The sequence below is a fragment of the Flavitalea flava genome (assembly GCF_054461575.1).
In genome coordinates this window covers 161,262-174,223 of the sequence record NZ_JBTLQH010000011.1, presented here as the reverse complement: position 1 = coordinate 174,223, position 12,962 = coordinate 161,262, and the positions used below count along the sequence as shown (strand labels likewise).

The following is a 12,962-nucleotide window of genomic DNA, read 5'->3' as shown; positions in this document are numbered from 1 at the left end:
AGTACTCATAGAATCTTCTTTTCCTATTAGGTAAAGATAATGCTTATTTTCTGGCAATCAAAAATGCCAGATAGTTCTCTCCCGGCTTGAATGGCACCCACCCATATTCTTCTTTAAGACCCTGAATATCAAACATTTCATTGATTTCATTATAATGTTTAGAGATTCCCATCTGGTAGAGTCTTGTTCACCCAGGAGTGCTTCCCTTTGCAACGATTTTACAACCTCGAAAATGACTGGTAAATTCAAGTGTAGTAATTGCTACAGTTGCAAGAATCCTATCCCGATCTTTGTTGTCACTAATTGAAAGATCATTTATACTTTTTTCAATTTCATTATAGTCCCCAAAACCAAGATTATAATAACTAATTCCCTTTCTGGCTCCAATAAAACTGTATAATATGATTTTTTTTATTTTCCCTTTGGGGCCTTCACTATAAAAATCATATTGTTGAAAGGATTTTCCGATTTCAAAATCATACCGCTCCAATAACATATCCTCTTTATTTTTGCTAAAATAATAAGGATACAATAATAAGCTCTGTTTTATTTTTCAACATCGTTTATCCTTATGTGTATCTTCTTTTATTCAGAATTGATTATTAAAAATATTTCTACATCGAAACTTCCCCCCAACCCTTCCGATAGGTCCTCCGTATAAACTGATTGGCCGGTTCAAAATTGGTCACCTTCATATTAGCACCATCCCAATTGTACGAAATATATCTTCCGGGGAATTTGAAGCCGCCCATATTCCCATATACGGGATCGTTACGTTTGATCTCTTCGCGGATATTAAAACTGCGCAGCAGTAAATTACCCAACAGTACCGTTTCGGTCAGAGGTCCTGCGTATCCCTCGAAAGGAGAGTCGACTTCGGCATTGCCATGGCCTGCTATACAGGCATCAACCCATTGCCACCAATGCCCATCCATGCCTCCCTGGATCCTGGGGTATTTTTCCGGAACGTGAATATCCTTATTCAGGGAAAGCGGCAAAAGCCGGGGATGACTGCCGCCCCAACCGCAGGAGACCTTACCCTTCGTTCCCACAAAAAGTGTACCTCCTTCAAAATCATTCTCTCCCGGCCAATCGCTGAGCGCTTCATTCATATTCCCATCGCTCTGTCCGAGTTCTTTTAGACGCTCCGGGGTAATTCCTCCATCCATCCAATATAATTCCAGGGGCTTGCCATTTTTCAGGGTATAATCAAAACGGATGCTGCTGGAGACCGGGCCGCTATCGGGATAAATGCCTTCCTTAAAAATTCCCTTATATACCGTACTGGCGCTTCCGGATACCATCGTCGGATAACCGAGTTCCAGCAATTTAAACGGAGGGCCCATGATATGGCAGCCCATGTCGCCCAAGGCACCCGTACCAAAACGCCACCATCCCCGCCAGTTAAAGGGTACCATGTTATCTATGTAAGGAGTCGTCTCCGCGGTTCCCAACCATAAATCCCATTTCAGCTCTTTTGGAACAGCCGGACGCGCAGATGGCCAGGAAATGCCCTGCGGCCATACGGGCCGGTCGGTCCAGCAATACACTTTTTCGATCTCTCCGATCAGACCCGACTCGAACCATTCCCGCATCGTGCGCATCCCGTCACAGGAAGCGCCCTGGTCACCCATCTGCGTGACTACCTTATATTTTTTGGCAGCTTCGGTCAAAACCCTTGCCTCATAAATATCATGGGTTAGCGGTTTTTGCAGATAGAGATGTTTATTTAGCTGCATGGCGCTTAGACCGACGATCGCATGATTATGATCGGGGATCGCTACGGTCACCGCATCGAAATGTTTGTTTTCTTTATCGAATAATTCCCTCCAGTCATGGTAGAAGGGCGCCTTTGGAAATTCTTTACGGCGGGGAGCAGCCTGACGGTCATCGACATCGCAAAGAAAGGAGATAACTGCATTTTTTTTCGGTGCGGTGGCATAATGATGTATGTCGTTCTCCGCCTCTCCTCCGCAACCTATCGCAGCGATATATAATTTATCGCTGGGCGCAACAAAACCCTTTCCTCCTAACACATGACGCGGCAAAATATACAAGCCGGTAACGGCAAGTGCTGCATTTCGGATAAAGGATTGTCTGCTAACCGTCTTTTTATCTTTATTCATATGACAAGATTAAAGTACTTACTCATTCTGCCATGCTTCGCCCTTCTTCCCATTTAGCAACTGATACGACACTTCCTTAAAATCGACGACATCACTGTCCCCATGATTCTGCAAACCGAAATAACCATAATTCGGCCTGAGACCCCGATAGGGTTCGAAATCGAATTTACGGGGAGGGGTTGGATCGCCTTCTTTGTAGTCCGTCACTTTCGAACCGTTCACAACAACCAGCGTACGGGACCCGTCCAGTGTTATCTCCATCGTATTCCACTCGGGGCCTGGTTTGCCCGGTTTGGATAATGGTTTGGTCAAAGAATAGAGCGTTCCGGTAATATGGTATTCATCTTCGTCCGACAGTTCGGGGTGATTATCGATCTGGACCTCATATCCATAAAAAACGGGCATCCAGGCTTCGCGGGGTTCTATCGGGATCCGGATGAACACACCGGAATTAGAATTTTCTTTGCGCATTTTATAGACGATCCGGAAACGGCAATCTCCAAATTTCCGACCGGTCCAATAGAGTAATCCCATCCCTCCCTTACCATGGATCATACCGTCCTCCACCTGCATTTCACCCGAACCGACATGATTCCATCCCTTCAGGTCCTTTCCATTAAAAAGGGGTATATAACTTCCGGAATTATCGGTAGCAGGGGTCTGTAGGACTGGCTCCTGCGGGACGGTCAGAATTGCCAGGGCACGCATATTCCAGGCAAAAAGGCAAAAAGCCAGTAAAGAAGCCAGGGAAAGGAAAATTTTAAAGGATAGAGCAGGCCTTTCGGCCGGAGGATTTTCAATTGGCATAATCGTTTGAGTTTTAGGCGATCCGGTTCTCTAAAATACTATAAAATATTGATTATTCCCGGGAAAGCTAACTCGACGCAAGAAAAGCCGGATCCTATTTTGTATAATTCTGCGGATCTAGTTGTTTCTTATATTCTTCATGTTTCAGCAGCCACGAAGCAACAAATGGGCAATAGACCAATACCGGTTTTTTCAGCGAGTCGGCATAAGCGAATGCCGCTCTGGCCAGCGTACTGCCGATACCCTTTCCTTCAAGGGCATCAGGAACATCCGTGTGCATAAATGCAATGGAATCCTTGTACATCCGGTAAACCAGGTAGGCCTTATTGTCTTCTGCAAATATTTCCAGTTGTTGTTCCTTTTCATTGTTGACAACTTCATAAGGTGCTTTTTCTTTATTTTCGTTGCCCATATCAGAAAGGTTTATACAATTTACCGAATTTTTTACCAATGGCGGCAGTAAGCCTACATATGGGGCTATAAGGAAATGACCTGCAATGGCCTTAGCATTTTATCAGTCATGCCTTAAGAAAATGGCGGATATTGCGCTAATCTTAGTACTGCTTATGCAGGATAAGTTTTGCAATATCCGTCAAATATTTTATTTTTTCAGCAATTGTATATTAGCCACTATTTTCACATCTTCACTTACTACGAGACCACCAGCTTCGGTGGTTGCATTCCAGGTAAGACCAAAATCTTTACGATTGATCTTTCCCGCCAATTCAAAACCGGCTTTAACCTGTCCGTACGAATCGGTTGCAGTTCCGCCATATTCTACCTCAAAGGTGACGGGTTTGGTTACACCTTTGATAGTCAGGTTGCCCTTCAATTCATATTCATCAGCACCTCTTTTAGTAAGGGAAGTGGATTCGAAGGAAAGTTTAGGGAATTTATCCGCTTCAAAAAAGTCAGCTCCTTTTAAATGCCCGTCACGTTGATCATTATTAGTCGTAATAGAATGAATCCCTGATTCAAAATTTATTTGGGCATTTTCAAATTCATCACCCGCAGTTACGGTGCCGGAGAATTCTTTAAAACTTCCCGTGATCGTAGTGATCACCAAATGTTTAACCTTAAATTGTATTTCAGAATGCGAAGGGTCGATAATCCATGATGTCGTTGCCATAAAAACTCATTTCAGTTTGTTTAATAATAATATTTACAGGGCAAAGTTCATACTCCTGTACTAAAGTAAAAATGTCCTAGCATAAGAAAAGGACTTAATCTAGATTAAGCTGTCTAAACCAATTCTTCCATCTTCACCGGCAAATTGCGGATTCGTTTACCGGTAGCGGCGAAAAGAGCATTGACCAGGGCCGGTGCAATCGGAGGCACACCGGGTTCCCCTGCACCGCCCATTTTTTCTGTTCCAGGAACCAGTTGCACTTCTATAAAGGGCATTTCATTCATGCGCAGCATGCGGTAGTCATGGAAATTGCTTTGTTTGATCTGTCCATTTTCCAGGGTTATCTCACCGTACAGGGCAGCCGTAAGACCGAACACGATCCCGCTCTCCATCTGCGCGCGAACGCCATCGGGATTTACCGCAAGACCGCAGTCGATGGCACAGACCACCCGGTGAATTCTGATCTTCCTGTCGGTGACAGACAATTCCACTACCTGGCAAACAAAACTTCCCATGGCGCCATGCACCGCCACTCCCTGAAACCTGCCAACAGGTAAAGGCTTGCCCCAGTCTGATTTTTCGGCCGCTAATTTCAAGGCAGCCAGATGCCGGGGATGCTCTTTTAATAAAACAATTCTATAATCAACCGGGTCTTTACCAGCCATAAAGGCCAGCTCATCGATCAGGCTCTCCATGACAAAGGCCGTATGGGAATTTCCAACCGAACGCCAGGGTAGGACCGGGACATCCAGCGTTGTCGTATGAAGCTCCACGGTATGATCCGGAACGGAAGTCAGGTAAGGAGAGCCCTGCACCCCGTCCACTGAACTATAATCGATACCTTTTTGAACGATCATGGATTCCAGGGGAGTATTTACAAAAAGGGATTGCCCGACGATCCGGTGTTGCCAGGCTACCGGGTATCCATCCTTTCCAATACCGACACGAACCTGGTGCAAATAGGCAGGACGGTAATATCCACCCTTAATATCGTCTTCCCTTGACCAGACCAATTTAATTACACGGCCACTGATTTTAGCAATCCTGACTGCCTCCATCACCCAGTCGGACTGGAATGAACCCCTCCTTCCAAAACTCCCGCCAAGGAAAGGAGTATGCAACAGGACCTTTTCGGGTTTAATGCCTAAAAAACCGGCCACTTCCGCCTGGTGCAGCAACGGGGATTGTGTACCGGCCCAGATCTCACATTTATCGCCTTCCAGTTTTACCGTACAGTTCAGCGGCTCCATAGGGGAATGAGCGAGATAGGGCAATCTGAATTCGCGGTCTATAATAGGAGAGGACATTTTCCCCAATGCCTTTGTTACCTCACCTTTCTGCTGGGTAACCAATCCCCTGGTCGCGGACAGTTTCCTGTATTCCTCCCATTGCCGTTTGGTATCCGTATGCTCATTCGTATTGCCCAGGTCCCAATCGATGGTCAGGGCATCGCGTCCAAGTTTGGCCGCCCAATAATGATCGGCCAGTACAGCGATACCCGAAGACATTTGGACCACTTCACGAACACCGGGGACCAATTTGGCTTTTGTGGCATCAAAGGTTCTGACCTTTCCTCCAAAAACCGGAGGGTGAGCTACTACCGCGATCAACAAACCAGGGAACCGGATATCGATTCCGAAGATAGCCTGCCCGTTAACTTTTTCCGGGCTATCCAGACGCCGCTGCGATTTTCCGATAATTTTCCATTCTTTGGGCTCCCGGAGTTTAACGGTCGGTACAGGAAGTTTGGAGGCTTCGGCCACCAGTTCCCCATAACGGAAACGCTTACCCTTGCCGCCGATTGAATCCTTACCTCCTGCATTACTTCCGGCAGGATGTCCTGCATTATTTCCTGCAGGATCTCTATAAATAACATACCCGTTTTCCGTATGACAGGCATCGGGGCTTACCCCCCATCTTTTGGCAGCAGCCTGGACGAGCATAGTACGGGCTGTTGCTCCCGCCTCCCGGTAGAGATCGAATTGGGAGGTAGTGGTCATCGATCCTCCGGTGCTTTTTAATATGGGCTGCTCTGTAAAATCTTTTTCCTTTCCGGGCGGGCTGTGCTCTACCCTGATCTTACTCCAGTCGCAATCCAGCTCCTCGGCCATCAGCATGGGCAAGGTCGTCCAAACCCCCTGCCCCATTTCCACCTTGGATAGAATAATTTGAATTTGATCGTCTTCACCGATCCGCAGAAAGGCGTTTGGTGTAAAAACTTCTCCGGAGCTTCCGGCAGCATGTTGTGAAGCCAGACGTTTAAGGATCGTTGGAATAACAAAAGCAATGACCAGCCCTCCTCCTACGAATGCACCCGTCTTTAAAAAATCTCTTCGATTTAGTTGTAAGTTGCCTTTTTGCTGGCCGTTATCCTTTGCCGGGTCTTTCTTTTTCATGGCAAACCTCCTTCTTTGTTACCTGCAGCCCGGTGAATCGCCTTACGGATCCGCTGATAGGTACCGCAACGGCAAATATTGCCTGACATGGCCGTATCTATATCCGCATCGGTGGGTTGAGATATCTTATGTAGCAGGGCTGCGGCAGACATGATCTGTCCGGATTGGCAATACCCGCATTGCGGGGTGTTCTCAACAAGCCAGGCCTGCTGGAGACGTTTGCCGATACTCTCCGGGCCGTCGGCTCCTTCCGATAATCCTTCAATAGTGGTGATCTGTTTGCCAGCTGCATGGGAGACCGGGGTGACACAGGAGCGTACCGGTTCTCCATCCAGATGAATAGTACAGGCACCACAAAGGGCCATTCCGCAACCGAACTTTGTTCCTGTCAATCCAATAATATCCCGGATAACCCAAAGTAAGGGCGTTGATGGGCTGACATCAACTGCATAGCTTTTTTTGTTAACCGTGATTGTTATCATATTAAATCACCTGTTCTCTTAAAGCTAACAAAAATGGACGCCCCACTTTTCTTAAAAAGGATGAGGGGTAGCGGAAAATTGACGGGAGGGGATTGGGGTGGGATAGGCGGGGCGCGTTGAGGGATGGTTATGGGCGGGATTCAATTCCCGGCCATCTTCCTCCCCACCCTTACCAGGGCCCAAAGAAAAAAAACAAGGGTCACCAACATAGCTCCGGCAAAATACCCGTTTATATTATTGTCAAAATCTATGGTGGCCAGGGACGGGTTATTCTTATGATAACGAACCTGTACCGTCTTTCCTTTGGCTAAGTCTCCCGTGGAATCTATGGCGATGGTTTCTTTCAGAACATATGGATTCGATTGAACAGCATAATTTATGGTACAGTCAAAAGATCCGTTATCCGGATCGAAGTCCGAATCGCTTACCGAGCCATTGGTAAAAGCCGCCTGTCCGGAATGGATCAGAGCGAATTTATGGACAGCGGTTAAAATTTCATTTTTAAACCAAAAGAATAGGACAAGGGGTAATAAAAGAAAGATAATATCAGCAATGCCGGGTCTGGTTGCTCTTTGAGTCATCTGAAGGTTGTTTTAAGGACCGTTTTTACGAATTACCCAAATTATTGAAATTAAACCTAAAACGGCTCAAAAAAACCGGGACCCCCCCCCTATCCAATGCCCAATCCGAAAAAATGTCTCAAACACCCTCTGAAATTGTCCTGTTTGCCCCGGCTCATCCGTCATAAGAAAGTTAAGTTTGTCTATCATATTGATAAATAAAAAAATGCGAAATCTAATACTTCAGGTACAGATATCCGTTGATGGATTTATTGCGGATAAAAATGGGAAAACCGATTGGATGTTATGGAACTGGGGTGAGTATTGGACCTGGGATCTAGCCCTTCAGCAATACCAGAAGGAGGTTACAGGGTCGGTGGATACTGTTTTATTAAGCAGGAAAATGGCCGAGGAAGGATTCATTCATCATTGGGCCGCGGTTTCGGAAAAAAAAGATAATCCCCAGGCCGGTTTTGCTATGGACATCCGCAAGGCGCAGAAAGTCGTTCTTACCAAAACCCTTTCTCAATCTACATGGGATAATACAGTTCTTGCCAAAGGAGACCTAACCGAAGAAGTCACCCGGTTGAAACGGGCGAACGGGCGCAATATCATCGTCTACGGAGGGGCCACATTCCTATCCTCCCTCATCAAATCCGGGCTAATCGACGAGTTCCACCTGATCATCAATCCATCGGTTCTGGGCAGCGGGCTTCGCATATTTCATGAAGTAAGCCACCCTTTAAACCTGACACTGATCACATCAAGAGCTTACCCCTGCGGAATAGTCGTGTTGAAATACAAACCTGTATGATCAGCCTGATCATGAGAACTATCAGTTTTTGCCGGATTCGTCACATCCATTCCTTTCCCGCAAAAAAAACACCCGGGGTTTGACCGGTAAACTGTTTAAATTCTTTTATGAAATGGGCCTGATCGAAATACCCGGCGTCATAGGCGGCACTGGTAAGGGAAAGGCCTTTTGAATAGTGCGTGATCACATGCCTGAGCCGGATGATGGTGGAGAATTGTTTGGGGCTCGTTCCCGTAAAACGGCGGAAACGTTTTTCAAAGGGGTCCTGACTTAGTGCCATCGCGGAAGCCAGATCGCGTATCGACAGATTACCATTTGCCGCCTTTATACGTTGGATGGCCTCACCAATCAGCAGATCCGGTTGAATGCTCCGTTTCCCGGAAAGAAGGGTCATCCGTGAAAGCAGGAATGTTTCGATCAAACAAATCCGTTCCTCATTTCCCGCAGCCTCTCCCAATTGTTCTTCGATCTGGCTGATCTCGGAATAGGGGATCATCGAATCAAGCGCCAGGGATTCTCCAAAAAAGGTATGCAGCGATTCCCGCAAAAATGCATTCGCTCCGCCCTCCTTAAAGACGACCAATACATTGGCCGTTCCGGGTGCATAATTTATGATCCGGGGCGTCTTTCGCAAACCGGTGATGACTGAAGCAGGCAGGATTACAGGGACTTCCCGCTGCTTTTGCGCCTGCCCTCCCTCCTTCCCTGCCGGACCTTCCGGGTCCAGGATGGTCACCTTTCCTTTATACCGGAAGGCCATAATAAGGGAGGAGTCAGGAAGGATCGTGTTCGAGACCTCCTTATCGCTGTCGATGATAAGATAAGACCTGATATAAGGCTGTAGAACGGCGATAGGATGATAATGCTCCAGTTTCATACTTTGCTGTCCAATTACGATTAATAGGTATCTTCACCAATAGTATGAAAAAACTAACGGCTTTTTTATCCCTTGTTTTATTTTTTGTTCTAAACCTGTTTCTCCTCCTTAACGCCCGCAGTCAGGGAAAACCTGTCGCTAAGCCTGCCGGTAAATATTATGCTATCCGGGGGATTCAGCTTTATGCCGAAATATACGGCAGCGGAAAACCCTTACTGCTGATACATGGCAATGGAGGCAATATAAGCGCCTTTGACAAGACTATCCCCTATTTTGCAAAAAAGTATACGGTTATCGCAGTAGACAGCCGGGCCCACGGGAAGTCCGTGGATGGGCAGGACTCCTTAAGTTTTGAAATGATGGCCGATGATTTTTCCGCCTTGCTGGATACCCTTCATCTGGATTCAGCCTATGTAATCGGCTGGAGCGATGGCGGCATCAATGCATTGCTGCTGGCTATGCGGCACCCGGAAAAAGTTAAAAAACTGGTATCCACCGGCGCCAATCTTTGGCCCGACTCCACGGCCCTGGATCCCGGCGGCTGGGTGGAAGACCAACGCCGGTATAATACGTCAAAAGATAAAACCTGGTCAACTGCGAAAGAAAAAAATGACTGGAAAATATTTCTACTCGACTGGATGCAACCCAATATTCCTTTGCAGGCATTACAGGCCATAAAATGCCCCTCGCTCATCGTCGCCGGGGATCATGATGTAATAAGACTGGAACATACCGTCCAGATCTACCAGCATATCCCGCATGCCAATCTCTGGATACTGCCGAATTCCGGTCATGCCACCCTAAGGGAATATGCGAACGAATTCAACCTGCGGGCAGATGCATTTTTTTCGACGCCTTTTAAAGACCGGTAAGACCGGAAGGAAGGTAATTGTTCGCATATGATTTGGTTTTATTTTTCAGGATAGGTTTCGTCGATCTGCCGGACAATTCCTTGCGCATCCTTTATCAGGATCTCATGCCGTTCGAACAATTGCCCCCACGGTATCAGGCTCTCACAAAGATTATGCGCCTTTGGCATCGTGACCACCTGGAACCGGTTATCCGTTCCATCTTCGTTCCTGACCAGGTTATCGATCACCAGGTTATGTAATTGATTACGCATGGCGTCCCAAGCCCCTACGGTTCCTTTGCAGGTAGGAATATCCTGCTGATAAAAATCCAGGATGGCATCCAGCAATTTTTTATTTTCGATCTGTTCCAGTTTGCCGCTGCTCTTAAATCCTTCGTAACGGCTGGAATAGCTGATGAATACCGGACTGCTGTAGATCAGGTCAAAATATTTATTCAGGCTGTCGGTATTGGGCTTCCGGTTGCGGCTTAGCGAACTTAGCCAGGTGAACCTCTCCTTGCTATCCTTATATCCTTCGATGGCATCCTTGCCTGAAGCGATCGTCCCATTCAGATCGGTCTTTAACCCCAGCAGAAATTCCTTAACATCTGCCTGCTCTTTGGCATGTTCGCTTCTTTTATGAAACCAGATCGATAAAGAGACCGCAAAAACAATAATGCAAATCTCAATAAGGATCTCCGTTACTTTTTCCGTCCATTTTTTCGATGAATCCTTTATGGCCCCGTAAGCCTTTCTGGTGTGTTTGGTTATTTCATCCTGCATAGTCCAAAATAAGGCTTTTTTTTCGGGGGGCAAAATTACGACCTCCTATTTCACCTTATAATCAACCTTTCCTTTACTATCGTAAAACAAATTCATAGTTATCCTGGAATAAAGCGAACCGTCAGTATACTCAAAAGTGCTGAAGTTATTATTGGACACGCTCCTGTAATAAAGATCCTCCCATAAACCAAATCCTTTTAATGGATTATCCGAGGCATCAAAGCCACTGAAATTCATGGTCGCATAACCTGCCGAAGAGCCATCCCACCGTGCAACATTCTTTCTGGACATCTCCGTCAGGTTTCCTTTATTGTCGAATAAAAAGGTTCTCGTGCCTATATACCCTTTTGAATAATCCTCCGTCCTGGTTATTCGGTTATTCGTATAAAAATAGTTGATGGTATCACGCGCGGTAATAAGTTGTTTAATCCGGCCATTTTCGATGATAAAATCCCGTTGGTTGGGAGATGGATTATAAGAATCATCTCTTGATTTAGTGAGGATGGTTATTTTATTTCCCTGGTAAATGACCGTGTCATAAACAAAATACCAATAAAAGGGCAACGGATAGCCACTGGAAGGTCCAATAGAAACAAACGCTCCTTCACGGGTAACGATACGGCCTCCCTTATAAGTAAAGATTGTCCAGGCCGGTCCCGAAGTCCCATTGACGCTGCCATCATTATACAACAGATATCTCGTATTGATACTATCGACCGGATAGGGATTGGGGTAATAAGAACCGTCTATTCCTGATTTTTTGCAGGAGGGAAACATAAACAAAAAAACCAAACTCAGCAGGAAAAAGAAAATGCAGGATTTGCGCAAAGAAAGGTTCGTCATAATCAGAGTTAAGAGGGTTGAAAGGGTTGGCTTTAAAGATACTAAATTATAGAGTGGCTCACCAGTTTAATAACCCCATTACGGCCGTATCGCCGGAAACGGCCCCTGCCGGCAGGGGATGCGATTCATTAAAAACAGAGAGCTCTTCAACAGACAGCACTGCGCTTTCCTGTTCATCGATCAGCCCCTGCTGTGCGGAAACATGAGTGTTGTCAGCGTTGTCATTCAACCGGAGATGTTTGATCAGAAATGCATAAGCCGCCTGCCGTTTGGAAGGGCCATAATCATGTTTCTCGGTCGCCAGATGGACGTTCTCTACATTTTGCGGAACACCGTACCAGCCATAGAGGGTCTTAATATATGGATATTCAACACTGGGGTTATTTTTCGTCCAGTCGCTCCCGTCCGATACGAGCAGCATGGGTCTGGGGGCTGCAAGGGAGGCAATCTCCACATTATTGGTCAGATGCGCAGGCCGGTGATGAACAGGCATTCCGCTCTCACAAACACAACCGCCGAAAAAATGGGCCGATACCATCACAACGGGTACAGATACCTTGATCCTGTTATCGATGGCCGTGAGCAGGAAGGTCTGAGTTCCGCCACCTGATGCACCGGTAACTGCGATTCGCGAGCTGTCGATATGGGGGAGCGAAAGCAGGAAATCCAGCGCCCTGACACTATTATACGTTTGTAACTTGAGCGCCTTGGGGATCTTGTGCGAACATTGTTTGTTATCTCCGTAGCCGACCATATCATAGGTAAAGACGACAGCGCCTTTCCTGGCGAGTGTCGCACAGAGCTTTTGCGTTTGCACCTGGAAACGGCCATCGGGATTCGAAAAATGACCATGCGGCGAAAGGATGCCGGCCATGGTAGACAATTCCTTTTCCGGGCGGTATAAATTTCCGGTAAGATAATAGCCGGGCAATGTTTCTATGGCTATATTCTCTACGACATATCCCTTTTCCCGGTGCAGCCCTGTACGTATGATCTTCAACGCCTGGCGCGGCATGTGTTCCAGTTCCGCGCCTTCCAGGATTCCCTGGCGGATCAGGGCTGCCCGTTTCTCCCAGGAAGCCCGGTCGTTATAAAGACTACCAAGCCCTTTTAGGACCTGAGCACCCTGTTCTTCCGTATAATAACTCCCCTGGCAAAGATTGGGTGTAGCCGGGTTTGGTTGGGAAAAGGCGCCTGGAATATGCATAAGCAAGGAAGAGAAAGCCATCCCTACGAATCGGCTATAGGTAAGAAATTGGGACATTTCGGTTGATTTGGTCGTATAAATGTAAAGT

General features: G+C 46.7%; 13 protein-coding genes and 1 pseudogene. 2 read left to right on the top strand and 12 right to left on the bottom strand.

The genetic code is table 11. The features are described 5' to 3' along the window. Positions 1 to 43: 43 nt before the first annotated feature. The 8 genes and pseudogenes from ACX0G9_RS13175 to ACX0G9_RS13140 form a co-directional block, all read right to left on the bottom strand. A pseudogene (locus tag ACX0G9_RS13175) lies at positions 44 to 496 on the bottom strand (DUF6934 family protein). 118 nt (positions 497 to 614) lie between these two features. Continuing rightward, positions 615 to 2,126, bottom strand: coding sequence for a Gfo/Idh/MocA family protein (locus ACX0G9_RS13170; protein ID WP_459065379.1), 1,512 nt, complete (start codon positions 2,124 to 2,126; stop codon positions 615 to 617). An 18-nt stretch (positions 2,127 to 2,144) separates the two neighbouring features. Further along, positions 2,145 to 2,933 (bottom strand): 3-keto-disaccharide hydrolase, encoded by a 789-nt coding sequence (locus tag ACX0G9_RS13165; RefSeq protein WP_459065378.1) that lies wholly within the window; start codon positions 2,931 to 2,933, stop codon positions 2,145 to 2,147. A gap of 94 nt (positions 2,934 to 3,027) precedes the next feature. Beyond that, positions 3,028 to 3,345 (bottom strand): GNAT family N-acetyltransferase, encoded by a 318-nt coding sequence (locus ACX0G9_RS13160; protein ID WP_459065377.1) that lies wholly within the window; start codon positions 3,343 to 3,345, stop codon positions 3,028 to 3,030. A gap of 189 nt (positions 3,346 to 3,534) precedes the next feature. Then, on the bottom strand, positions 3,535 to 4,062 hold the full coding sequence (locus ACX0G9_RS13155; RefSeq protein ID WP_459065376.1) for a YceI family protein: 528 nt from the start codon (positions 4,060 to 4,062) through the stop codon (positions 3,535 to 3,537). Between the two features lie 113 nt (positions 4,063 to 4,175). Further along, positions 4,176 to 6,458, bottom strand: coding sequence for a xanthine dehydrogenase family protein molybdopterin-binding subunit (locus ACX0G9_RS13150; protein WP_459065375.1), 2,283 nt, complete (start codon positions 6,456 to 6,458; stop codon positions 4,176 to 4,178). Next, positions 6,455 to 6,940 carry a (2Fe-2S)-binding protein gene (locus ACX0G9_RS13145; protein WP_459065374.1) on the bottom strand — a complete coding sequence of 162 codons (486 nt, stop codon included), beginning with the start codon at positions 6,938 to 6,940 and terminating at the stop codon, positions 6,455 to 6,457. The genes ACX0G9_RS13150 and ACX0G9_RS13145 overlap by 4 nt, the downstream gene beginning before the upstream one ends. A 140-nt stretch (positions 6,941 to 7,080) precedes the next feature. Continuing rightward, positions 7,081 to 7,521 carry a DUF3592 domain-containing protein gene (locus ACX0G9_RS13140; RefSeq protein WP_459065373.1) on the bottom strand — a complete coding sequence of 147 codons (441 nt, stop codon included), beginning with the start codon at positions 7,519 to 7,521 and terminating at the stop codon, positions 7,081 to 7,083. A 205-nt stretch (positions 7,522 to 7,726) separates the two neighbouring features. On the opposite strand from ACX0G9_RS13140, the gene ACX0G9_RS13135 reads away from it, so the two are divergent. After that, a complete protein-coding gene (locus ACX0G9_RS13135) occupies positions 7,727 to 8,314 on the top strand; it encodes a dihydrofolate reductase family protein (RefSeq protein ID WP_459065372.1) in 588 nt (195 codons plus the stop codon). Positions 8,315 to 8,354: 40 nt separating this feature from the next. Here ACX0G9_RS13135 and ACX0G9_RS13130 read toward each other — a convergent pair whose 3' ends face one another. Then, positions 8,355 to 9,191 (bottom strand): helix-turn-helix domain-containing protein, encoded by an 837-nt coding sequence (locus tag ACX0G9_RS13130; protein ID WP_459065371.1) that lies wholly within the window; start codon positions 9,189 to 9,191, stop codon positions 8,355 to 8,357. A gap of 44 nt (positions 9,192 to 9,235) precedes the next feature. On the opposite strand from ACX0G9_RS13130, the gene ACX0G9_RS13125 reads away from it, so the two are divergent. Beyond that, the gene (locus ACX0G9_RS13125; protein WP_459065370.1) at positions 9,236 to 10,063 is read left to right on the top strand and encodes an alpha/beta fold hydrolase; all 828 of its coding nucleotides are present in this window, start codon (positions 9,236 to 9,238) and stop codon (positions 10,061 to 10,063) included. 38 nt (positions 10,064 to 10,101) lie between these two features. On the opposite strand, the gene ACX0G9_RS13120 is transcribed toward ACX0G9_RS13125, so the two are convergent. From ACX0G9_RS13120 to ACX0G9_RS13110, 3 genes are read right to left on the bottom strand one after another with little or no spacing between them, the layout of a single operon-like run. After that, on the bottom strand, positions 10,102 to 10,824 hold the full coding sequence (locus ACX0G9_RS13120; RefSeq protein WP_459065369.1) for a hypothetical protein: 723 nt from the start codon (positions 10,822 to 10,824) through the stop codon (positions 10,102 to 10,104). 45 nt (positions 10,825 to 10,869) lie between these two features. Then, positions 10,870 to 11,667 carry a hypothetical protein gene (locus ACX0G9_RS13115; protein ID WP_459065368.1) on the bottom strand — a complete coding sequence of 266 codons (798 nt, stop codon included), beginning with the start codon at positions 11,665 to 11,667 and terminating at the stop codon, positions 10,870 to 10,872. A 58-nt stretch (positions 11,668 to 11,725) separates the two neighbouring features. Continuing rightward, a complete protein-coding gene (locus ACX0G9_RS13110) occupies positions 11,726 to 12,931 on the bottom strand; it encodes an alpha/beta hydrolase family protein (protein ID WP_459065367.1) in 1,206 nt (401 codons plus the stop codon). Positions 12,932 to 12,962 lie beyond the last annotated feature (31 nt).

Coding starts and splice junctions, on each gene's coding strand:
- ACX0G9_RS13145 (WP_459065374.1), bottom strand. CDS start 6,940: ATGATAACAATCACGGTTAACAAAAAAAGCTATGCAGTTGATGTCAGC.
- ACX0G9_RS13120 (WP_459065369.1), bottom strand. CDS start 10,824: ATGCAGGATGAAATAACCAAACACACCAGAAAGGCTTACGGGGCCATA.
- ACX0G9_RS13150 (WP_459065375.1), bottom strand. CDS start 6,458: ATGAAAAAGAAAGACCCGGCAAAGGATAACGGCCAGCAAAAAGGCAAC.
- ACX0G9_RS13165 (WP_459065378.1), bottom strand. CDS start 2,933: ATGCCAATTGAAAATCCTCCGGCCGAAAGGCCTGCTCTATCCTTTAAA.
- ACX0G9_RS13135 (WP_459065372.1), top strand. CDS start 7,727: ATGCGAAATCTAATACTTCAGGTACAGATATCCGTTGATGGATTTATT.
- ACX0G9_RS13130 (WP_459065371.1), bottom strand. CDS start 9,191: ATGAAACTGGAGCATTATCATCCTATCGCCGTTCTACAGCCTTATATC.
- ACX0G9_RS13155 (WP_459065376.1), bottom strand. CDS start 4,062: ATGGCAACGACATCATGGATTATCGACCCTTCGCATTCTGAAATACAA.
- ACX0G9_RS13125 (WP_459065370.1), top strand. CDS start 9,236: ATGAAAAAACTAACGGCTTTTTTATCCCTTGTTTTATTTTTTGTTCTA.
- ACX0G9_RS13160 (WP_459065377.1), bottom strand. CDS start 3,345: ATGGGCAACGAAAATAAAGAAAAAGCACCTTATGAAGTTGTCAACAAT.
- ACX0G9_RS13115 (WP_459065368.1), bottom strand. CDS start 11,667: ATGACGAACCTTTCTTTGCGCAAATCCTGCATTTTCTTTTTCCTGCTG.
- ACX0G9_RS13170 (WP_459065379.1), bottom strand. CDS start 2,126: ATGAATAAAGATAAAAAGACGGTTAGCAGACAATCCTTTATCCGAAAT.
- ACX0G9_RS13110 (WP_459065367.1), bottom strand. CDS start 12,931: ATGTCCCAATTTCTTACCTATAGCCGATTCGTAGGGATGGCTTTCTCT.
- ACX0G9_RS13140 (WP_459065373.1), bottom strand. CDS start 7,521: ATGACTCAAAGAGCAACCAGACCCGGCATTGCTGATATTATCTTTCTT.